This is a genomic window from Nocardia sp. Marseille-Q1738, from assembly GCF_965283145.1.
In genome coordinates this window covers 1,546,342-1,566,935 of record NZ_CBDIMS010000001.1, presented here as the reverse complement: position 1 = coordinate 1,566,935, position 20,594 = coordinate 1,546,342, and the positions used below count along the sequence as shown (strand labels likewise).

25 protein-coding genes and 1 tRNA gene are annotated in these 20,594 nt (G+C 67.8%); 8 read left to right on the top strand and 18 right to left on the bottom strand.

Features of this window, described 5'->3' with window-relative positions; genetic code table 11:
* Positions 1 to 174 precede the first annotated feature (174 nt).
* Together ACWPXK_RS07010 and ACWPXK_RS07005 are read right to left on the bottom strand one after the other, a co-directional pair.
* Entirely contained in the window at positions 175 to 609 is a 435-nt protein-coding gene (locus ACWPXK_RS07010) for an effector binding domain-containing protein (RefSeq protein WP_364328084.1), read from the bottom strand.
* Entirely contained in the window at positions 606 to 1,049 is a 444-nt protein-coding gene (locus tag ACWPXK_RS07005) for a GyrI-like domain-containing protein (protein ID WP_040782680.1), read from the bottom strand. Before ACWPXK_RS07005 ends, ACWPXK_RS07010 begins: the two co-directional genes overlap by 4 nt.
* Positions 1,050 to 1,305: 256 nt before the next feature.
* Between ACWPXK_RS07005 and ACWPXK_RS07000 the strand changes: the two genes are divergently transcribed.
* Positions 1,306 to 2,070: a uracil-DNA glycosylase gene (locus ACWPXK_RS07000; protein ID WP_454195146.1), complete on the top strand. Its 765-nt coding sequence runs from the start codon at positions 1,306 to 1,308 to the stop codon at positions 2,068 to 2,070.
* Positions 2,071 to 2,123: 53 nt separating this feature from the next.
* On the opposite strand, the gene ACWPXK_RS06995 is transcribed toward ACWPXK_RS07000, so the two are convergent.
* From ACWPXK_RS06995 to ACWPXK_RS06975, 5 genes are all read right to left on the bottom strand, one after another.
* Positions 2,124 to 2,357, bottom strand: coding sequence for a hypothetical protein (locus ACWPXK_RS06995; protein WP_364328078.1), 234 nt, complete (start codon positions 2,355 to 2,357; stop codon positions 2,124 to 2,126).
* A gap of 270 nt (positions 2,358 to 2,627) precedes the next feature.
* Positions 2,628 to 4,097: a cytochrome P450 gene (locus tag ACWPXK_RS06990; RefSeq protein WP_454195145.1), complete on the bottom strand. Its 1,470-nt coding sequence runs from the start codon at positions 4,095 to 4,097 to the stop codon at positions 2,628 to 2,630.
* A gap of 51 nt (positions 4,098 to 4,148) precedes the next feature.
* A complete protein-coding gene (locus tag ACWPXK_RS06985; RefSeq protein WP_454195144.1) occupies positions 4,149 to 4,796 on the bottom strand; it encodes a TetR/AcrR family transcriptional regulator in 648 nt (215 codons plus the stop codon).
* Between the two features lie 60 nt (positions 4,797 to 4,856).
* Complete coding sequence (locus ACWPXK_RS06980) at positions 4,857 to 5,399, bottom strand: cupin domain-containing protein (RefSeq protein WP_454195143.1); 543 nt, start codon at positions 5,397 to 5,399, stop codon at positions 4,857 to 4,859.
* A gap of 22 nt (positions 5,400 to 5,421) precedes the next feature.
* Positions 5,422 to 6,375, bottom strand: a complete 954-nt coding sequence (locus ACWPXK_RS06975) for an NADP-dependent oxidoreductase (protein WP_454195142.1) — start codon at positions 6,373 to 6,375, stop codon at positions 5,422 to 5,424.
* Positions 6,376 to 6,594: 219 nt separating this feature from the next.
* Between ACWPXK_RS06975 and ACWPXK_RS06970 the strand changes: the two genes are divergently transcribed.
* Complete coding sequence (locus tag ACWPXK_RS06970; protein ID WP_454195141.1) at positions 6,595 to 7,110, top strand: MarR family winged helix-turn-helix transcriptional regulator; 516 nt, start codon at positions 6,595 to 6,597, stop codon at positions 7,108 to 7,110.
* A gap of 281 nt (positions 7,111 to 7,391) precedes the next feature.
* Positions 7,392 to 7,868: a nitroreductase/quinone reductase family protein gene (locus tag ACWPXK_RS06965; protein ID WP_454195140.1), complete on the top strand. Its 477-nt coding sequence runs from the start codon at positions 7,392 to 7,394 to the stop codon at positions 7,866 to 7,868.
* 130 nt (positions 7,869 to 7,998) lie between these two features.
* Here ACWPXK_RS06965 and ACWPXK_RS06960 read toward each other — a convergent pair whose 3' ends face one another.
* The 4 genes from ACWPXK_RS06960 to ACWPXK_RS06945 all read right to left on the bottom strand — a co-directional run bounded on the left by ACWPXK_RS06960 (position 7,999) and on the right by ACWPXK_RS06945 (position 10,862).
* Entirely contained in the window at positions 7,999 to 8,697 is a 699-nt protein-coding gene (locus ACWPXK_RS06960; protein WP_454195139.1) for a cation transporter, read from the bottom strand.
* Positions 8,697 to 9,026, bottom strand: a complete 330-nt coding sequence (locus tag ACWPXK_RS06955) for an ArsR/SmtB family transcription factor (protein WP_454195138.1) — start codon at positions 9,024 to 9,026, stop codon at positions 8,697 to 8,699. Before ACWPXK_RS06955 ends, ACWPXK_RS06960 begins: the two co-directional genes overlap by 1 nt.
* A gap of 121 nt (positions 9,027 to 9,147) precedes the next feature.
* A complete protein-coding gene (locus tag ACWPXK_RS06950) occupies positions 9,148 to 9,912 on the bottom strand; it encodes a glucose 1-dehydrogenase (protein WP_454195137.1) in 765 nt (254 codons plus the stop codon).
* The gene (locus tag ACWPXK_RS06945; RefSeq protein ID WP_454195136.1) at positions 9,909 to 10,862 is read right to left on the bottom strand and encodes a helix-turn-helix transcriptional regulator; all 954 of its coding nucleotides are present in this window, start codon (positions 10,860 to 10,862) and stop codon (positions 9,909 to 9,911) included. The genes ACWPXK_RS06950 and ACWPXK_RS06945 overlap by 4 nt, the downstream gene beginning before the upstream one ends.
* A 260-nt stretch (positions 10,863 to 11,122) precedes the next feature.
* Here ACWPXK_RS06945 and ACWPXK_RS06940 point away from each other — a divergent pair, with 260 nt between their 5' ends.
* Positions 11,123 to 11,323: a hypothetical protein gene (locus ACWPXK_RS06940; protein WP_454195135.1), complete on the top strand. Its 201-nt coding sequence runs from the start codon at positions 11,123 to 11,125 to the stop codon at positions 11,321 to 11,323.
* A 178-nt stretch (positions 11,324 to 11,501) separates the two neighbouring features.
* Positions 11,502 to 12,146 (top strand): HAD family hydrolase, encoded by a 645-nt coding sequence (locus tag ACWPXK_RS06935; RefSeq protein WP_454195134.1) that lies wholly within the window; start codon positions 11,502 to 11,504, stop codon positions 12,144 to 12,146.
* 543 nt (positions 12,147 to 12,689) lie between these two features.
* Here the strand turns inward: ACWPXK_RS06935 and ACWPXK_RS06930 are convergent.
* The 5 genes from ACWPXK_RS06930 to ACWPXK_RS06910 form a co-directional block, all read right to left on the bottom strand.
* A tRNA-Ala gene (locus ACWPXK_RS06930) sits at positions 12,690 to 12,762 on the bottom strand.
* An 85-nt stretch (positions 12,763 to 12,847) separates the two neighbouring features.
* Complete coding sequence (gene sepX / locus ACWPXK_RS06925; RefSeq protein ID WP_454195133.1) at positions 12,848 to 13,942, bottom strand: divisome protein SepX/GlpR; 1,095 nt, start codon at positions 13,940 to 13,942, stop codon at positions 12,848 to 12,850.
* Between the two features lie 260 nt (positions 13,943 to 14,202).
* The gene (locus tag ACWPXK_RS06920; protein WP_454195132.1) at positions 14,203 to 14,853 is read right to left on the bottom strand and encodes a GNAT family N-acetyltransferase; all 651 of its coding nucleotides are present in this window, start codon (positions 14,851 to 14,853) and stop codon (positions 14,203 to 14,205) included.
* Positions 14,854 to 14,865: 12 nt separating this feature from the next.
* Complete coding sequence (gene glp / locus ACWPXK_RS06915) at positions 14,866 to 16,122, bottom strand: molybdotransferase-like divisome protein Glp (RefSeq protein WP_454195131.1); 1,257 nt, start codon at positions 16,120 to 16,122, stop codon at positions 14,866 to 14,868.
* A 151-nt stretch (positions 16,123 to 16,273) separates the two neighbouring features.
* On the bottom strand, positions 16,274 to 17,230 hold the full coding sequence (locus ACWPXK_RS06910) for a UTP--glucose-1-phosphate uridylyltransferase (protein WP_454195130.1): 957 nt from the start codon (positions 17,228 to 17,230) through the stop codon (positions 16,274 to 16,276).
* 68 nt (positions 17,231 to 17,298) lie between these two features.
* On the opposite strand from ACWPXK_RS06910, the gene ACWPXK_RS06905 reads away from it, so the two are divergent.
* From ACWPXK_RS06905 to ACWPXK_RS06895, 3 genes are all read left to right on the top strand, one after another.
* Positions 17,299 to 17,904 carry a 5-formyltetrahydrofolate cyclo-ligase gene (locus ACWPXK_RS06905; RefSeq protein WP_454195129.1) on the top strand — a complete coding sequence of 202 codons (606 nt, stop codon included), beginning with the start codon at positions 17,299 to 17,301 and terminating at the stop codon, positions 17,902 to 17,904.
* Positions 17,905 to 17,973: 69 nt separating this feature from the next.
* Positions 17,974 to 18,264 carry an FmdB family zinc ribbon protein gene (locus ACWPXK_RS06900; RefSeq protein ID WP_454195128.1) on the top strand — a complete coding sequence of 97 codons (291 nt, stop codon included), beginning with the start codon at positions 17,974 to 17,976 and terminating at the stop codon, positions 18,262 to 18,264.
* 86 nt (positions 18,265 to 18,350) lie between these two features.
* Complete coding sequence (locus ACWPXK_RS06895; protein WP_454195127.1) at positions 18,351 to 19,016, top strand: SAF domain-containing protein; 666 nt, start codon at positions 18,351 to 18,353, stop codon at positions 19,014 to 19,016.
* Positions 19,017 to 19,091: 75 nt separating this feature from the next.
* Here ACWPXK_RS06895 and ACWPXK_RS06890 read toward each other — a convergent pair whose 3' ends face one another.
* Both ACWPXK_RS06890 and ACWPXK_RS06885 read right to left on the bottom strand, forming a co-directional pair.
* Positions 19,092 to 19,754 carry an MspA family porin gene (locus ACWPXK_RS06890; protein WP_454195126.1) on the bottom strand — a complete coding sequence of 221 codons (663 nt, stop codon included), beginning with the start codon at positions 19,752 to 19,754 and terminating at the stop codon, positions 19,092 to 19,094.
* A 67-nt stretch (positions 19,755 to 19,821) separates the two neighbouring features.
* Positions 19,822 to 20,496: an MspA family porin gene (locus ACWPXK_RS06885; protein ID WP_454195125.1), complete on the bottom strand. Its 675-nt coding sequence runs from the start codon at positions 20,494 to 20,496 to the stop codon at positions 19,822 to 19,824.
* Positions 20,497 to 20,594: the final 98 nt, after the last annotated feature.

Genomic DNA, 20,594 nt, shown 5'->3' with positions numbered 1-20,594 from the left:
AGATGAAGTTGCCCAGGGCAGTATCCGTCATCCGACAGAAATTGACCAGCCGTCCGGCTAATCTTCCGAAAACTCTGCGGTACACCTCATGTTTGCGCAGGTCAGATGCCCTGTGATCAATATCGGAAATAACGGGGAGACCAGTCGGTTCTGCTCTAGCTACCGTCTAGCAATCTATACGAGGATGGCGATGAACAGTTCCACCGACTGCGGTCCGTGCCAGATCTCGATCTCTTCACGGTAGGCACGGGTGATCTCGGCCGACGCCGTCGCGTCGTCGACCTGCGCCCACACGTCCTCCACCGGATCGTGATAGTCGCCGTTCGGCGCGAAACGCGCGTAGACACCTTTCGGCACACGTACCAGGACGTCGCCCACCGGCACGGCATCCGCGGAGGGGTACTCGAAGCACACCACCGCGTTGTAGTTGCCGGCCGGATCCGGCACGTACACCGTGTACATCGGGCGATCCTCGCCCGCGCGGTCGCGCAGCCGGTCCTTGAGGAACTCGATCAGGTCGCTGTTGCTGACCTTGAAGCTCGGGCGCACCCGCGGGACCACCAACCCGCCGTAGATCGCCTCGGCGCGCACCACGATCGCATAGCTCATCGCGCCTCGACCGCCAGGTAGAGATCGATCTTGTAGGCGTGCGGATAGCACTCGAAATCGCCGGTATAGGTCCGTTTGATCTGGTTGTGTTCCTCGGCATAGGCGATCTGCGTCCACAAGTCGGTCATCACCTGCGGGAAGTTACCGACCGAAGAGAACCGTGCATAGGCGCCGCGCGGCAGGCGTGCCACCAGGTGCCCGCGGGTGACGTCGTCGAAGGACGCGCACTGATAGCCGACGATCTGCGTGTTGTAGGTGCCGAGCTCACCGCTGTAATCGGTGTAGGCGCTGGCCAGCGGTCCGCCGAGTTCCTGATGCAGCACGGCCGCCCAGGCGGCCTCCAGGTCGCGGTCACGCAGTTCCCCGAGCGCACGCTTTGGGCTGCGCACCGGTAACCCGGCAACCCACGTCTCGTCCCGCTCGACGATTTCAAACTGCATGGAAGACTCTTTCGAATGAAGCCGGCGGTGAGCTACCCCGCATCCGGTCGGTCGGAACCGCCATGCTACCAACCCGGACCGGGTGGTACCGATCACATGTCCGGCTCGATATCCGCTCCGTCACGCCGCTGAACTGGACAGACGTCCGAGGGCGCGGGTCCGGGTGGGACGGATCGGCTATGAACAACCGATTTGATGCATAGTGGGCATGATCGTCCGGTTCGCCGAAACTGCGGCACCACCGAACGGAGTTCTGATGAACAACAGCTCGATCTCCGGCCGCGTGTGCCGCAGCATCGCCGAACTCGACGCCGCGGTCGCGGACTGCTTCGCCTGCCCGCGCCTGGTCGCCTGGCGCGAACTCGCGGCCGAGCAGAAGCGCCCCGCCTTTCGCGACCAAACCTATTGGGGGCGTGCGGTCCCCGGATTCGGACCGGATGACGCCCGCATGCTCATCGTCGGCCTCGCGCCCGCAGCGCACGGCGGCAACCGGACCGGGCGCATGTTCACCGGCGACCGCAGCGGGGACGTGCTCTACGCCGCGCTGTACGCCGTGGGCCTGGCCAACCAGCCGACGTCGACGAGCATCGATGACGGGCTGCGGCTGACCGGCGTTCGAGTGACCGCGCCGGTGCACTGCGCACCGCCGGACAACAAGCCGACCCCGGCCGAACGCGACCGGTGCAGTCACTGGTTGGACACCGAAGTTCGCCTGCTGACCCCTACCTTGCGCTCGGTGGTGGTGCTCGGCGCGTTCGGCTGGCAGGCGCTGTTCCCGGTGCTGGCACGGGCGGGTTGGGTCGTGCCGCGCCCGCGACCGAAATTCGGCCACGGTGCGCACGTGGAACTGGCCGCGGCCGACGGGGAACGGACACCGCTGCAGCTGTTCGGCTGCTATCACGTGAGCCAGCAGAACACCTTCACCGGACGACTCACCCCGGCCATGCTCGAGGCGGTGCTCGGCGACGCGGCGGCGGCCGCCGGCATCGATCTGCGGCGGGCGCCTGCTCCGCGCGAGTGAAACGGTCCGGACCGGCGGTTCAGTGACTCACGACCGCACCCGCTGACGTTCGCTCACACGTGGTCGACCAGGGCAGGGTGACCTGCCTCGTGAGCGCAGTGCGCGCAGCAGAAGTAGTCACCGCGCGCCTCGACGCCGTGCCCGAGGATTCGGCACGAACAGTGCGTGCACGTCGGGGCCATCGCGTTGATCGCGCATTCGAAGCTGTCGAAGATGGCGGATTCGCCGTCCCTGGTGATGGTGAATGTCTTGTCGTACTCGTTACCGCAGGTAGCGCAGGTGGCCATGGGATATCACCGGTCCTCTCGAGTCGATGGACAGCTCGTCGAGATTCGCGGTACCCGCAAGAGGCGACGCAAAACGGAGCGCGGCAGGCAGACGCCGGGATGCGATGGTCCGTGATTCGGAGACTTCAGGCGAGGCGTAGCGCTTGAACGGGGCAGCTGTCCACGACGAGCTCGAGCAGCTCGGGCTCCGCGGCGACCGTGCCGGCGACCGGCGTGGCAATCCCGTGCCCATGCCATGGCCCGCACAGACGGTGCGGTCGGCGATGATCCTCATCGGCCGATCCGCTCCAGCCGGATCGGTAGGCCGTCGGCTGGCACGGGGCCGGTCCCAGCGACCAGCGGCACCCGGTAACCGTCCGGAACAGTCCAGCGGTATCGCAACAGCATTTGGTGCACAACGGCTTTCACCGTCATACCGCCGAAGTAGAGTCCGATGCACTTGTGCGCGCCGCCGCCGAACGGCGCCCACGCGAAACGATGGGATTTGTCCTCGCGGCGGTGGTCGGCGAAACGCTCCGGGTCGAACTCGTCGGCATCATGCCAGTACTCCTCGGTGCGCATGATGGCGTAGGTGCCGCACAGGACGAGCGTCCCCTTCGGGAGGTAGTAGCCGAGGATGTCGGTGTCGGTGACCGTCTCGCGGATCTGCTGGGCCACCGGCGAATAGATCCGCAACGCCTCCTTGAACGCGAGATCGAGCGACGGCAATCGGTCGAGATCGTCGTAGCCGAGCGCGGGCTTGCCCAGCGCGACGGATTCGGCGCGCAGCCGCTGCTGCCATTCCGGATGTCTGCCGAGTTCATAGACCAGCATGGACGCGGCGATGGTGCTGGTGTCGTGGGCGGCCATCATCACGAAGATCATGTGCTCGACCACCTCGGCATCGGTGAAGGTTTCGCCGTCCTCGGTGCTCGCCCGGCACAGCACACTGAACAAGTCATTGCCGTTGCCCGCCCGTTTGGCGGGCAACGCGCGGCGGAAGTGTTCCTCGAGCACCCGCCGCCCGCGCAAGCCGCGGGCCCACACCCCACCAGGGACGTTGGTCCGGATCAGCGCCGCCCCACCGCGCACCGCGTCCTCGAAGGCACGCTCGAGCCGGGCGGCCTCCGCGCCGAGCTCGGCACCCGCGAAAACCTCGGTGGCCTGCTGGAGCAGCAGTTTCTTGATCGCGCGGTAGACGCGGAAGTCCGCACCCGGCCGCCAGTCCGCGATGCCGCGGGTGATCCGCGGCGTGGTCAGGTCGAGATAGCCGATCAATCGCGGCCGGGTGAACGCCTGCTGCATGATGCGCCGATGGAACAGGTGCTCGTCGAAATCGCGCAGCAGCAGCCCGCCGCGAAAGAACGGGCCGATCAGGAATTCCCAGCCACGCTGGGCCGAGAGCGCCTTGTTCCGGTCCAGCATCACCGCCTCCAGCGCCTCCGGGCTGGCGATCCCGACCATGCGGCGCCCGAGCAGGCCGAACCATTGGATCGGACCGAATTTTTCCGATCTCGTCCGCGCGAACCGGATCGGGTCGGCCAACGCCTGCAAGGTGTAGCCGATTCCAGGCAGTCCGAAGTCGCCCGGCACCGGTTTCAGTCCGCTGCCCGGCGGCGGATCGGCCAGCGGCCGGACCGGGGCTGGATAACGTTCGGTGAGCCGCGCGCCCGCCCGCTGCGCATGCCAGGCCCACGTGGCCCGCGCCTGGCGGACCGTACCGGAGACCTCGTTGATCGATTGGGGCACAAGCAGACTCATGGCCGTCATCCCTTCGCGACACTGCGACGGTTCGACCATACGCCGCTCGTCTCACCGAGCGGCCGGATCCTCCCGCACCAGCTTCGTGATCAGCTGCGACATCAGCGGTTCCCGCAAACCCGGCAGGCCGTCGAAGTCCCCCGCGACGATTCGGTTGGTCGCCAGCGCGACGACCGCGCCGATCACCGCCTCGGCCACCACACGCTGATCCGGCAGGCTCGCGCCGAGCGCCGCGGCGAACCCATCCACCAAACCGGCCTGTGTCGCCAATCGCCGCTGGAGCACCGCCGTTCCCGCCGCGTACACTTCCACCAGGAAAACCTTCGCGACCTCGGGTTCTTGCGCGAGCGTCGAGAAGTAGGCGTCCAGGGCGCGGTCGATGCGTTCCAGCGCGGGACCGTCGGTCGTGAGCGCAGTCCCGATCCGGGTCATCACGATCTCCACGGCCATGTCGTATGCGGCGAGAAAGCAGGCTTCCTTGTTCGCGAAATGCTGGTAGAACGTCATCCGCGAGACACAGGCACGCTCGAGCACGTCCGCGACGGTGACCGCGGCGTACCCTTTCTGCGCGGCGGCCTCGATCATCGCCACCGACATGCGGGCCTGCTGCGCGGCGACCACCTCTTCCGGCGCGATCCCATGGTTACCGCCGTGCAGTTTCCCGCCCGCCCGCGCCTTCAGCAATGATCCTGGCTCCACGCTCCGATGCTAAGCATTCCCGCGGCCGATCGTGGTCAACTGCTCATTCGTCGCCGCATGTCAGAGGAGTTCGCTGCGGTATTTCGCGGCGAGTTGCCGCGCCTTCTCCCGCTGTTGCGACTCCTCGGCCTCGGTCAGCGGGGGCGGAGTGTCGGTAGGGCTATCGAGCACAGCGCCGATCTCCGCGAAGTATTCTTCCTGGCCCGCTGGTGTGCACATGCACAACATGCGTGCGGGCACGTCCGAGACATTGCGGAAGAAGTGTGGCGCGTTGGCCGGGATGTTCACCGTCGCACCGGCTACCACGTCGACATCCGTGCCACGGAAGGTGAAGCGGACGCGCCCCTCCAGAACCGTGAACATTTCCTCGAAATCGTGCCGATGCGGGGGTGGACCACCACCCGGCGGCACCCTCATCTCGATGAGGGTGTAGCGGCCGTTCGTGGCCGAGCCCGGAATCAGGATGGTGTAGACGTTGCCCACCAATGCCAGATGCCGTAGTCCAGCGCCGGAATTCGCGTCGGCGACAGTCAGTCGACGCCGAGGATCGTCGGGCGGAAGCACTCCATCGGCAGGGGTGTCGGAAAACTCGTCGGGGTTCATGATCTTTCCTTGTCGGCGGAGATCAGGCGACCGCGACGACGATCTTGCCGCGCAGGTGCCCCGCATCCAGGCGGCGATAGGCCTCGGCGGCTTCATCGAGTGGAAACACCGCTTCGATAGGCATGCGCAGGCGCCCGCTTTCGAACAAGGCCAGGTGCTCGGCCATGGCCTCCGGAATGGGAACGATCTCGGTGGAGAAGTGCACGCCGTATTGCGCGGCCCCGAGATCGGCGATGGTGATCACCTTGGCTGGGTCGCCGGTGAGCGAGATCGACAGCGGCAACACACCGCGACCGGAACCGTCGAGCACCGCGTCGATACCTTGCGGTGCCGCGGCCTTGATCCGTTCGGCCGAGCCGTCGCCGTAAGCCACCGGGATGGCGCCGAGCTCGCGCAGGAAATCATGGTTCGGCTCGCTGGCGGTACCGACGACCGTGGCGCCGCGCAGGCGGGCGAGCTGAACTGCCATCAGACCGACGCCGCCCGCGGCCGCGTGCACCAGCAGCGTTTGCCCCTCGCGCACGTCGAGTTGCCGCAGGGTCCGGTAGGCCGCCTCGGTCGCGACCGGCAATGCCGCGGCCTGTTCGAAGCCGAGCGAATCCGGCTTGGCGACAATGTCACCGACCGGCGCGAGCGCGTGGGTGGCGACCGCGTCGAAGGACACGGTGCGACCGAACACCTCTTGTCCGACGGCCCATTCGGTGACGTCGGCACCGATCGCGTCGATCACGCCCGCCATTTCGAGTCCGACCGTGCCCGCAACCGCGGGCGCGGTCGCGCCCGGCTCGAATAGACCCGCACGCATCTTGGCGTCGCGACCGTTGATACCCGCGGCCCTGACCCGGACGCGGACCTGCCCTCGGTCCGGCTGCGGCAACGGCACTTCGGCGAGTTCGAGCACCTCGGGGCCGCCGTATGCACGGAACTGGAGGCGGCGCGTCGTGGTCGTGCTCAGCGGGGAAAATTCCGTTGTCATCACTTGCTTCCTTGCTGTTGGAGGAGCACCTCGGACAGGAATTCCGAAGTTACCTGTTCGAACAGATAACTGGCTCCGAGTCATTCCCCGACCTCTTATGAGGTAGGTCACAGCCACGTCATCCCCGCAGTCCAGACCGACCCATGACCGGTTGGACCCTTCCCCGCGGGCAGGCACTACAGTTTCTACTGTTCGATCAGTGAAAGTGAGGCGTCTCCCATGCAGCACCCGAAGCACCGAGACACGTGGGATCGACCGGCCGACGAAACGCCCGACACGGCAACCGTGCCGGTCCCCGTCACCGCCGAGGTGGGCCCGATCAGCCACACCATCTTCCGAGTCGCCCGCCTGCATCGGATGATCGCCGGACACCTGCTGCGCCGAGTGGGCCTGCACACCGGACAGGAACTGGTGATGATGCAGCTATGGGAACTGGGCCCGCAACGCCAGACCGACCTGGTAAACCTGCTCGATTCCGACGCGGCCACCATGACCAGAACCATCAGACGCTTGGAGAACTCGGGCTTCGTCCGTCGCCGCCCGTGCCCCGACGACAAGCGCGCCACCCTGATCGAGCCGACCGCCGCCAGCCAGGCCCTGCGCCGGGAGGTCGAAGCCGTCTGGATCGAACTCGAAAACGCCGCGGTCGGCGAACTCGACGCCACCCAGAAGGCGCAGACTTTACAAGCGCTGCGTGCACTGGAGGACAACCTCGCCCGATACGCCGCAGGTTGATGTGCCACGTTCCCTCCGGTGTGGCCGCCGGGGATGGGGTCGGTCCGCAGGAACCGGCCCGAATCGGAATGTCGGCGAACTCGCCGCTGACCGTCGATGTTCCAGTCGTACAGGTGGCTCGTGCCGGTGGGGGCGGCGGAAGCTTACTCGAGTCGAATGGCCCCAGGGGTCATGGTGATCGGCCCTGGACATTCAGGGGCGAGGTGTCGATGCTGTCAGAGACCGAGAAACTCGCCGGGGAGCCTCGAGCGATCGCCGGCCGAGCGAGAAGAGGACGCGTCGTGTCACGCGAATCCGCCCGCAAGCCATGGCTCCCTCCACGATGGGTGATTCACCTGGCCTGGCACACACACCGGGCTCTGTACCGTGTGACCCGCGGCCGCGCCGGGTTGGGGCGCCCCAAGGACAGCACCCATTGGGGGACGATGCGACTCACCACCACCGGACGCCGGACCGGTCGCGCTCGCAGCGTCATGCTCGGCTACTTCGAGGACGGCTCGAACCTCGTCACGCTCGCGATGAACGGGTGGGGCGATGGGGAACCTGCCTGGTGGCTCAACCTCCAGACGCACCCCGACGCGATCGTCGATCTGAAGGGCAGCTCGCGCGCGGTGCGCGGGCGCGCCGCCGATGGACAGGAGCGAACGCGGCTGTGGGGCAGGTGGCGTGAGATCGACCGCGACATCGATGCTTACGCCGCGCTGCGATCGTCACCGACTGCCGTCGTGGTCCTCGAGCCGCGAACCGAATCGCGCTGACCAGGGCGGCGGCTGCTTCGGCGACCGCGAAAGCCGCGGCAGGAACCCGCAGCCAGCCCCGGCGGCGCGTGCCACCGCAGTCCGCAACCTGCGCACGGCTCCGCGCCGTGCTCGCTTGCCAGGCGGTGATTCAGTCGCAGCAGTCGCAGTCGTGTCCGCCCGGGGCCGCAATGGCGGTAGGTGCGGGACAGCACGTGTCACCACGCCAGGCGTTCATCCCTTCTTTCACCGCGATCGCGGCGATGACGAGCGCGGCGATCGGGTCCGCCCACGACCAGCCGAACAGGCTGTTGAGCAACAACCCGACCAGCAACACCGCTGACAGATAAGTGCAGAGCAGCGTCTGCTTGGAATCGGCTACGGCCGAAGCCGAGCCGAGTTCACGCCCGGTGTGGCGCTGCGCCCACGACAACACGGGCATGACCGCCAGACTGACCGCGGCCAGGGTGATGCCGATCAGGGAAGGGTTCGGCTCGCCCACGCCCAGCAGCGACCGGATCGAGTCGACGCTGACATAGAGCGCGAGAGCGAAGAAGGACAACGCGATGATCCGCAGCGTGACCTTCTCCCGCTTCTGCGGGTCCGCACCGGCGAATTGCCAGGCCACTGCCGCCGCCGAGGACACCTCGATCACCGAATCCAGCCCGAACCCGATCAGCGCCGTCGACGACACCCGCGCCCCCTCGGTCAGGGCGACGACGGCCTCGATCACGTTGTAGCTGATGGTCGCTGCGACCAACCAGCGGATACGCCGCGACAGCACCGCCCGCCGCTCCGCCGACGGACCCGTCGACGTCACCCCCGACGGCATCCCCAGCGGCGCCGACATCAGCAGCAACCTTCCGCTTCGGCATCAGGGCAACACGCCGGATCCACCGCCAGCACCAGCCCCAGCAGATCCCCCAACGCGGCCCCGATACGCGCATCGGCCAGCTCGTACCGGCTGCGCCGCCCCTCCGGCACCGCGACAACCAGCCCACAACCACGAAGACAGGCAAGGTGATTCGACACAATCTGCCGCGATACCCCGATCCGCTCGGCCAGCTCCGACGGATAACCGGGACCGGCGCGCAGGCTCAGCAGGATCTGCGTCCGGGTGGGATCGGACAGCGCGTGCCCGAATCGAGCCAGCGCGTCACTGTGCAGCAACGTCTCCACACCCAGAACAATACACTGGAATCTGTATTCAGAAAGCTCTGAACTACGCGAGGTTCACCATCCGCTCCCCCGCGGAACGGCCAGCTACGGGTAGCTGTCTGTGTGGGGACGCCGGATCGGGTTACAGCATCCCCGCCGGGATGGCCGATATCAGTCCGCCGTCGATGAGCAGATCCTGTCCGTTGACGTAGGACGCTTCATCGGAGGCGAGGAACGCGACTGCGGCGGCTATCTCCTCGGCCTCGCCGATGCGGCCTGCTGCGACCCCGCTGCCAATGGCAGCCTGGGCCTCAGCGGAGATCTCGGCCCGGAACGCCGGCGTATCGACGTAGCCGGGGCTCACGGAGTTGACCCGGATTCTCCTTGGCGCGAGTTCGGCCGCGAGGGTCCGGGTCAGGTTGTGCACCGCCGCCTTGGTCGCCGAGTAGAGAGCGGCGGAGGGCATCCCACGGTACAGCCCGAACGACGAGTTGATCACGATCGCGGCCTGGTGGGGCAGCAGCGGTAGCGTCTTCTGGATGGTGAAGAACACCGCTTTGAAGTTGATGTCCACGACGCGGTAGAACTCCGCCTCGGTGACCTCTTCGATGGGCTGGAACGCGCCGATCCCCGCATTGGCGAACACCACATCCAGCCGCCCATACCGGTCGTGAATGGCTGTTGCCAGCTTTTCGAGATCGGCGAGATTTGCGGCGTCACCGGGGATCCCGAGCACCCGATCGCCGAGTTCCTCGACCGCGGCATCGAGCCGGGTTTTGTCGCGCCCGGTGATGATGACCTGCGCGCCTTCGGTGAGCAACCGGTGCGCGGCGGCCAAACCCATGCCGCTGGAACCTCCGGTGATCAGTGCGATCTTGCCGTCGAATCGGAAGCTGTTGTGCGTCATGGCCCCAGCGTGTCAATCCGTGCGACAGACAAACAGTGCGCAGTTATCGTGGGTTCGGCACCACCACGTTCGGGCCAGGTTCCGGTCAGGCGTCCGCGGTGCGGCGCGCTCGGGGCGGCGAGACGGATGTGCTGTAGTCGTTCGAGTCGAGCCGCGGTATCGGTACCGGGTCGCGGGTTGTACAGCACGAGATGCCAGCAGGGATGGTCGGCGACCAGCAGGGTCGTCGCGTCGAAGAACAACTCCCCGGCCTCGGGGTGGCGCAGCGCGTTCACGGCCTGGATCGGGACGCCGACCTCGTGGCGCGCCCACAGTTCCGCGAATTCGGCGCTTACCGTGCTGAGATCGTCCACTACCCTGCGGAACTCGGGGTGGTCGGCGCAGTGCGCCGTATCCGCGCGGTAGGCGGCGACGACCGCGGGAGCAGCCGCCGCCCAAACATCGCGCATCGCGCGGTATCGGGGATTGGTGAAGAACGTGACCAAGCAGTTGTGTGCGGTGTCGTCGAAGCCGAACACCGTCCGCGCAGTGTCGTTGAATGCCAGTACATTCCAGTATCGGTCGCGCAACAGCGCAGGTCGTCGCTCCCACCCATCCAGCAGTTGCCGTACTTCGGGAGTTACCTCGGCAGCGGGCGCCCCACCTGCGGGCGGTGGGTTGAGACCGGCCAGCAGATACAGGTGCACCCGCTCCGGCTCACTCAACAGCAGGGCCCCGGCGATCGCATCGAGCACCTCGGCCGAGACCGTGATGTCGCGCCCCTGCTCGAGCCAGGTGTACCAGGACACCCCCACCCCGGCCAGCGCGGCGACCTCTTCGCGCCGCAGCCCAGGAGTACGTCGCCGGCCCGTCGCAACGAGACCGACATCTCCCGGTGCGAGCCGCGCCCGACGAGAGCGCAGGAACTCACGGAGCTGCTCGCGGCGCCGATGCGCGGATTCGCTGGTCATGATTCACGGTAACAACGGCGACACGCCTCCGGGAAACCGTCGTCATCAGCTTCTTTGTGGCCGCTATGCAGCTACGTGGACGTCGCAGATCCGTTCTCCGGACGATCGGAGCGGGCGGCCGCAGAAGCCGCGGAAACGTCGAAAGCGGTACCGGATTGGCAAGCCGGTATGCGTTCTGCACGCGCACAGTCGATTCCGTCCTTCCGGACTCGCTGTTGTCGAGTCCATCCGGTCGTGCGCGTTCACCGGACGGAGGGCGAGTGCCGATGCTCGACCACGAGCTGGTCTTCGAAGACTGCTGGCCGACCTCGTCGAGTGATCTCGGCTACGACGCCGGTGAGACCTTCGGTCGGCATTTTGTGGAGCGGATCACCAAGACCCGTCCCGGGTGGTACCTCGCCGTACCCCTTGGTAGGTTTCGGCTTGTTCGCGCAGCGTCGCGCATCGTCTTCAGCCTTTGACTCGCGGAACATTCCTTCGATCCACAGTTTGTGCGCCTCTTTCGTTATGGAAGCAGGCGGGAATCGTCGTACCACGCAGCCGATTTCGTGCTCATTCTCGACGGCCAAATCCCCTCGTGCTGCCCGCCCTGCTCGCCGCAGGCGTGGCTGTCCTGTCCCATCAAGCCTTGGAGAACCGGTGGTAACCGCACTACCTCACCAGTCCGCGGAACTCGACGCGGTCATCTTCGACTACAACGGCGTCATCGGCCTGCAGCCCACCGTTCCTATGTGGGGCAGGCTCGCCGAACTCGCCGGATGGCACGCAGACCAACTCGGACTCTTCCAGAATGCTTTCTGGAGCGCCCGCGAACCCTACGATTCCGGCGAGTTCGACGACGCGGACTTCTGGACCGCCGTGCTCGGCCATCGCCCGGACCCGGAACTGCTCACCCGGTTGCGTGCCGTCGACACCACACTGTGGACCCGGACCGACGACCGCGTCGTCGCACTCCTCCACCAGGCCCGGCAGGCAGATCTCCCAATGGTGCTGCTCTCCAACGCACCTCATCCGGTCAGCGATGCCCTCGACGCCTCCGACTGGCGCACTCTGATGACCGACGCCCTTTACTCGGCCCGGCTCGGCATGAACAAACCCCACCCCGACACCTACCGAAACGCACTCGCCGCAACCGGAGTTCGCGACCCCGGCCGCGTCCTGTTCGTCGACGACCGTGCCGACAACTGCCAAGCCGCCGCTCACCTCGGCCTGCGAACTCTCCACTACACCGGCTCACCCGCCGATATCGAGAATCACCTCCGCCTCGCTACCGTCGCCGCGTAGGTCCCCGCGAGTCGTCACAGGATTCCGGGTCGGCGCAACACCGCTGCCGGTCGATGGTGGACACGAGCCTGGCCAGACGCTCGGCTGGGGTATCCCAGCCGAGCGTTTCGCGTGGGCGCCCGTCTGGGCCGCCATAACCGAACGCCCCTCCAGGACCAAGGCTCCATCGACTGTAAAGAACGCGGGAAGACGAATGGCATGAACAAACCGGCCGAAAGATAACCAACCAAACGCAACCACAAGCCCTGGGTCCGGCGGCGCGGCATCGAGACTGGCGAGCCCGGTTGGGGTCCGGCGGCGCGGCATCCCGACCAGGCGAGCCCGAGATGGCGGCCCCACGGCGCGGCATCCCGACCAGGCGAGCCCCAGATGGGGGCCCGGGGGCGCGGCGTCCGGACTTGGCGAGCCCCAGATGGGGCCCGGGGCGCGGCGTCCGGACTTGGCGAGCCGAGATGGGGTCAGGCCGCGGCGTGGGGTTGCACCCCACAAAACACGCGGAACGCAAAAGGCTCATGCTCTCCATGAGCATGAGCCTCCGATGCGTGGAGCTAAGGGGAATCGAACCCCTGACCTTCTCGATGCGAACGAGACGCGCTACCAACTGCGCTATAGCCCCGTGCGGCTCCCGAACCGCGCTGTGACACTGTATCAGGCCGGGCCCTCAGACTCCGAATCGGTGGCCTGACCTGCTCGGATGGCGGTTACTCGCCGGCTGCGCGGCGGACATCGTCGGCGGTGCGGCTGCGGAGGGCGCGGGCGGTGGCGGGGTCGAAGGGGTCGAGGTGGTCGAACAGGGGGTCTTCGTCGTCGGGGTCGACGAGTGCGGAGCGGCGGCGGAGGGCGCGGGCGGTGTCGCGGTCCATGGCGCCTTGCGGGGTGCCGGCTCGGCGCGCGCGTGGGTTGGCTCCGCCGTGGCCGCGGTTGAGGCGGGCGGCGCGATTGCGGCGGATCTCCTCCTCCATCCGCACTTGCTTGCGCAGGTAGGCCAGGTACGTCACGAGCACGACGGAGGAGAGCCCGGTGCCCCACCACAGCAAGGGTGTGAAGACGAACGCGAGCGCGCCGCAGAGGATGGCGGTGAGCACCAGGCCGAGCACGGCGCGCTGCCGGAAGGTGTAGCGGGCGGCGCGGGCGATGGCGTCGGCCTCGGGGTCGAAGCCGCCGCGGCCACGGCGAGTGGGGACGAATTCCCATTCGTCCGAATCGGTTTCGTCGTACTCGGGATAGGCCACGCGGGCGGGCGCGGTGGAGCGCGCAGGCGGGATTCTGGCCGCGGCCGGTTCTGGGTGGTGTGCGCCCACGCCGTCATCATCGGTCGCCGCGTCGATCTTCGCAGCGACTTCGGCCGCTTCCTCGTCGTCGTCCGGCGCGGCGGTCACGTCGTCGGTCGCGCCGTCGGCGTCGGCGTCGGCGTCGGCGTCGGCAGCGGCAGCGTCGATGTCCTCCGGTTCGGCGTCAGCGATGTCGGATCCCACGGCGTCGAAGGGCACGGGCAGGTTGTCCTCGTCGGTCTCGGTGACGGGCTCGTCGGCCGGTGTCGTCATCCGGTCCTCCGCATCATCGCTGTGGGAATACTCTCTCGGTACGCGGCGAGGCCGCCAGTTCGGATCGGTTTCGTGCCCGGCGGCCGGGCCTTTCCTTCTGAGACGTCGCTTGCCTCCGCCGCGGTGCAGGACCCGGGTCGCCAGCGCGGCGTCGGTGGTCCGGCGGATTCTCGGGTGGCGGTCGGCGAGCATCGGGAACAGGACGAAGACCCAGAGCACGACAAGACCGATCCACAGGATCGAATTCGGCATCGCGTCAGCACCTCCGTCCCCGCATGGATTTCGTCCGGCTCGGCCCGCGAGCGGCGCGTGATACGCCGCGCTCGTCCGGCTCCCCGTCCGACGCAACCGCGTCGACGCCGGACGCCCGCAGGCTCCCTGCCGATGACGCAAGACGCACCATCGACGTCCGTAGGCTAATTCCGGGTAGCACCAAGTTCCGGCAGGCGCGCCGTGCACATCCGCCACACCTGTCACATTTCCACCAATGCCACCGTGTTCGGTGGCCCGCGCTACAGCAGGGTGACGCGACCCTCTCGCACCAGCCGGTCCAGAACCGTCCCGACCACCTCCTCGATGGTCATGCCGACCAGTAGGTGATCGCGCCAGGCGCCGTCCACGTCCAGGTAGCGCCGTAGCAGCCCCTCCTCCCGGAAGCCGACGTTGCGGAGCACCGCCTGACTGGCCAGATTCTCCGGCCGGACGGTCGCCTCGACCCGGTGCAGGCCCACTGGCCCGAAGCAGTGGTCGAGTCCGAGCGCCAACGCAGCGGTCGCGACGCCCTGCCCGCTGAGATCCTTGGCCACCCAGTAACCGATCCAGGCCGAGCGCAGCGCGCCGCGCACGATATTGCCGACGGTCAGCTGCCCGCTGAACGCGCCGTCGACTTCGATCACCAGCGGGATCATCGCGCCGCGGCGAGCCTCGGCCTTCAGGGTCGACCACAGCGAAGGCCAATTGGACGCGTGATTGCGCGCCTCCCACGACCCGCGGCCGGTGGGCTCCCACGGCTCGAGATGCTCCCGGTCCCGCAACCGAATCCGGCTCCAGGCCGCCGCGTCACGCAGCCGGACCGGACGCAGCGTCACCTGTCCCGCGGCCACCCGGACCGGGCCGAGTCGCGCGGGCCACCCCGGATGCTGCGTGACCCGGAAAACGTTCATCGCGTCCACGTCTCAGCCGCGCTGCGCGAGAAAGGCGACCTGCACCTCGTCACCGGTGCGGATCTCGGTGTCGTCCGGGTCGATCACGATCAGGCTGTTCGCCTCGGCGAGCGTGGCGAGCAGGTGCGAGGACGAGTTCGCGCTGCCCAGCGGCTGCACCAGGTATTCGCCGGTCGCCTCGTCCCGCATGAGCTGCGCACGCAGATATCCCTTGCGTCCGGCCATGGAGCTGATCGGCATGATCGTGCGCGCGCGGATGATCCGGCGCATGGGATGCCTGCGCCCCAACGCGATTCGGATCAGCGGCCGCACCATCACCTCGAACACCACCAGCGCGCCGACCGGGTTGGACGGCAGCAGGAAGGTCGGCACCTCGTCGCGGCCCAACCTGCCGAAGCCCTGCACCGATCCGGGATGCATGGCCACCCGGGTGATTTCGAGCTCGCCGAGCCCCTCGAGCGTCTCCCGGATCTGCTCGGAGGCCCAGCCGCCGACCGCGCCCGCGATGACCACGACTTCGGAGCGCACCAGCTGCCCCTCGACCACGTCACGCAACCGGCGCGGATCGGAACTCACGATGCCGACCCGGTTCACGTCTGCGCCCGCGTCCCTGGCGGCGGCGGCCAGCGCGTAGGAGTTCACGTCGTAGACCTGGCCGGGGCCGGGTGTCCGGTCGATGTCGATCAGTTCCCCGCCCACCGAGATCACCGATAATCGCGGTCGCGGGTGCACCAGCACCTTGTCTTGTCCGACCGCGGCGAGCAGACCGACTTGCGCTGCGCCGATGATGGTTCCCGCCCGCACCGCGACATCGCCCGGCTGGACGTCGTCGCCGACGCGCCGTACGTAATCCCCGGAGCGCACCGGCTCGTACACCTTGATCCTGGCCCTACCCCCGTCGGTGAAATCCAACGGGAGAACGGCATCGGCCAGTGTCGGCATCGGCGCGCCGGTATCGACCCGGACGGTCTGGCGCGGCTGCAACCGGATCGGCTGACGCGATCCGGCGACCACCTCACCGACCACGGGCAGGGTCAGGTCGACGAGATTGCCCTCCTCGTCGCGGATGTCGGCACCCGCGGAGGCGACGTCGACGCTGCGCACCGCGTAGCCGTCGATCGCGGCCTGATCGAAGCCGGGCAACGGACGCTCGGTGACGACGTCCTCGGCGCACAGCAGGCCCTGGGCCTCGGAAATCGCGACCCGGACCGGCCGAGGCGCGACCGCCGCGGCGGTCACCTTGATCTGCTGATCCTCAACCGAGCGCATCCAGCCCTTCCTGATCCTCTCCGCACTCCATCCGATTCCGCCTGCGCCGGCGCGCGGGATCGCACCGCGGCGCAAGCGCGTTCGCGCGCACCGCGGTGAACCACCATTCGTACCCGACGGTCCACTCTCGGCGAAACCCCGGACGGGCCCGTCAGTCGTCGGTAGTCAGCTGCGGATCCCAGTCCGGACCGAGACGGTGCTGCAGCCACTCCCGCAGGGCGGGGCCGTATTCCTCTCGTTCCAGTGCGAAATCGACCGCAGCACGAAGATAACCGCCCGGGTTGCCCAAATCGTGGCGCGACCCACGGTGCACCACCACATGAACCGGATGTCCTTCGGCGATCAGCAGCGCGATGGCGTCGGTGAGTTGCAGCTCGCCGCCGGTGCCGGGCTCGATGCGCCGCAGCGCGTCGAAGATGGCGCGGTCCAGCAGGTACCGGCCCGCGGCGGCGAACGTCGATGGCGCGTCGGCGAGCGGGGGCTTCTCCACCATTCCCTTGACGCGCAGCACGTTCGGGTTCACGGCGTCCGGCACCGGCGCCACGTCGAACACGCCGTAGGCGCTGACCTCGTCCTTCGGCACGTCGATGGCGCACAGCACCGTCCCACCGCGCTTGCGGCGCACCCGGCTCATCACGTCGAGCACACCGCAGGGCAGCACGAGGTCGTCGGGCAGCAGCACCGCGATCGCGTCCTCGTCGGCGTCGAGGGCTTGCTCCGCCTGGGCGACCGCGTGGCCGAGCCCGAGCGGCTCCTCCTGCACCACCGAGGTGACGTCGAGCAGCGCCGGCGCCTTGCGCACCTTCTCCAGCAACTTGTACTTGCCGCGCTCGGCGAGCGTGCTCTCCAGCACCAGGTCCTCGACGAAGTGGGCGACGACGCCGTCCTTGCCCGGCGACGTGACGATCACCAGGCGCTCGGCGCCGGAGTCGGCCGCCTCGCTGGCGACCAGCTCGATGCCGGGGGTGTCCACCACCGGAAGGAGCTCCTTGGGCACCGTCTTGGTCGCGGGCAGAAACCGTGTTCCCAGCCCGGCCGCGGGCACCACGGCGGTGCGGAAGCACGACACCACCGGGGTGTCACCGGGCTGTCCGGCCTTTGCTGTCATGCGTATACCCTATCCATCCATCACGCCGCCGGAGCGGCGTAGAGCCGACCCGGTACCGGGGTGAGCCTATGGTGATCACTGTGAAGATGCCCGGCGAGCGCGATAAACATGCATGGCGCATCGAACTGGTGGCCCGGCGAGCTGTGATGAGTGCCACTGACCGGGAGAACGAGGCGCTCGCCTTGGCCGTCGCGGTCGGCGCGCTGGGTGCCCGGGAGTGGGTCTGCGCGTATGTGCCGGTCGATCCGGAGCCGGGCTCGACGGCCATGCTGGACGCGCTTGTGACCGGTGGCGCGCGGGTGCTGCTGCCGGTCACCGGGCCGCCCGGGCCGCTGAGCTGGGCCGAGTACACCGGAGCGGCTGCCATGCGCCGCGCCCGCTACGGGCTGCTGGAGCCGATCGGCACGGTACTGCCTCCGGCCGCGGTGGCCAGGGCCGAGGTGATCCTGGTCCCCGCGCTCGCGGTGGACCGCCGCGGCGTCCGGCTCGGCCGCGGCGCGGGATACTACGACCGCACCCTGCCGGCCGCGCGCCCGGACGCGCGACTGATCGCGGTGGTACGGGATGACGAACTGGTCGAGCGGCTGCCCGAGGAGCCGCACGATCTGCGTATGGGCTGGGCTCTGACACCCCGCGGCGGCCTGCGACGACTCGGCGATAGCGCCGGGGAATGAAATGCCGATTGGCGATGTTGGCACTGTCGGCTGTAGAGTGCCAGATTGACGAATACCGCGGAGGATCCTGTGCCAACTTACTCGTACGCGTGCACCCAGTGTGACAACCGCTTCGACATCGTTCAGTCCTTCACCGACGAAGCTCTGAGCGTCTGCTCGGAGTGCTCGGGAAAGCTGCGCAAGCTGTTCAACTCGGTCGGCATCGTGTTCAAGGGCAGCGGCTTCTACCGCACCGACAGCCGCGGCGGCGCGTCCACCGCGAGCGAGCCCGCCAAGGGCGACAGCGGTTCGAGTTCGTCCTCGGACTCGAGCGCGTCCAGCGGGTCCACCGCGGCCACCAGCACGGCCGTCGCCAGCTGATTGGACGTTTTCCACAGCCTCGTCGCCATCCACAGCCCCCGGTGAGACGGGACGGCTGAGTGTGAGTTCGGCCATAGGATCCGGCCATGACTCGCGCACTCGCCGACCTCGGCCACGGCGGCTGGAATCCGTCCGGGTGGCAGCGCCCGCCCTGGGCCTATGCCGTCCTCGCCCGTCGGCTGCTCGCCGCCGTCCTCGCCGTAACCGCGGCCGTCCTCTTGGTGCGTGGTGACCCCGATACCGAGACCACGACGGTGGTGATCGCGGCACGGGAGCTGGCGCCCGGACGACTCCTCGAGCCGGGTGACCTGCGCTCGGCGTCACGCGCAGCGGGCACACTGCCCGCGGGCGCGGTCGCCGATCCCGCCGCTCTCGTCGGCGCGACGCTGACCGGCGCGATGCGTCAGGGCGAAGTCTTCACCGACCTGCGGGTCGTCGGTCCACGGTTGGCCGCGGCGGCCACCGGAGCGCGCGATGCCAGGATCGTTCCCATCCGTCTCGCCGACACCGCCGTCGCGGACATCCTGCGTGCGGGCGATCGCGTCGACGTGATCGGTGCCGAAGACTCGAACGGACCGACTACCCGCCCGGCCCGCACCCTGGCCACCGACGCCGCCGTCATCCTGGTGTCGAGGCCGGCTGACGAACGAGGCGCCGCCGAACGCGTGGTCTTGGTCGCGATGGACGCCGACCACGCCACCACCGTGGCCGGGGCTTCGCTACGCACCGCGCTCACCGTGGTCTTCCATTGACATCTGCGGCGCACAGCGGAACGGGCCCGCCGTGTCGACGGACCCGTTCGCGTTGTGCGGGCGGGTGTTCGGCGCTCAGCCGAGGCTGAACGGCGCTCCCCACAGCGTCACCCAGGTGATGACGTTGTCGGTCTCGACCTCGACGCTGACGAAGGCCCGTGCCTGGGCGTAACCGCCGCAGCCCGACAGACCGATGGTCTCGTCGGCCCAAGTGACCGAACCACTGGTGCCCTTGAACGCGTTGCGGGTCTTGTGCGACTCGTTGCCGAAGTCGTCGGCCTGCTCGAGATCGAGCACGTAGAACGACTTCGCCTGACCGGGACCCAGCGAAAGCTCGCCGCCACTGTTGGCTCCCACATTGCCGGACTCGTCGCTCCAGTCCACTTCACCGTCGACGCCACCGGTGGCGCCGCCGCCGGCGATGTTGACCTGGCAACCGACGGTGTAACCCGGGAAGATCTTGCCGCCGGCGGTGCCGGACAGCTCGACCTGCGCGCTACCGGAGACCCACGCGTTGCGGTGCAGCGGCGTCGAGCCCATGGACGGGCTGATGGTGGCCGACTCGCCGACCAGACGGACCGTCACGACGGTGCCATCCGACAACGTCTTGACGAGTTCCCCGCCCGGCAGCGGGACGAAGGTGTCGGCGTGCGCCGCACCTGTCGAGAGCAGACCCACGGTGATAGCGGCGGACGCGCACAGCCCCGCCGCGCGCGCCAGCATTTTGCGATCGAACATAATGGTAATACCCCTAGAGTATCGAGTTCGCTTGAGCGAAAAGAGATTTGACAGATCCAACGGTTGGTCAGCCGATGCTGAACGGCATCCCGTAGAGGGTGGTCTTCGAGTAGTGATCGCCGATGATCTCGACAACCGTGTACGAACGCGCCTGCGCGTAACCCGCGCAGCCCTGGATCTGAATCTCGGCATCCTGATACTCCACCGAGTACACACCCGGCTTCAGAATGTCCTTGTAATCGATCTGAACGAACTTCACCTCGCCCGGCCCGAGGTTGATACCGATCGAACCACCAGCACTCGCCCCATTGAGGTTCACACTGCCCGACACACCCGCGGAGATCGCGTCATCGGCAATGCTGATCTGGCACCCCACGATGTAACCGGTGCTCAACTGCGAAGCACCATGCGTCGAAGAGTTGTTGGTCCCGGGATTACCGGTCGGACCGTTGTTCGGGCCGATCTCACCTTCCGGCGTCACGGCCACATCGGCAATGGCATTCCCCGAAACCCACACGACACGGCCGGCACCGTTCGCGGCGAGAGAAGGGGAGATCAGGGCGCGCTCACCGGTTCGGGCGATGCTCACGCCATGGCCGTTCTTGTGGCCGTCCGGCAACGGCACGAAGACATCGGCATGTGCGGCACCGGTCGAGAACAGACCGGTGGCTACGGCCGCCGCGGCGGCAGCGCCCGCGACGCGGGCGCCTCGAGACAGACCGTTGGTGCGGTACTTGCTCATGTTTTCCTCATCAGGTTGCATCCGCCCGCCCCAGGGTGTCGAGGCGGACATGTCCCTCCAAGCCGACGGGCCGGGTGGTGGAATGTGAAGTCCACCAA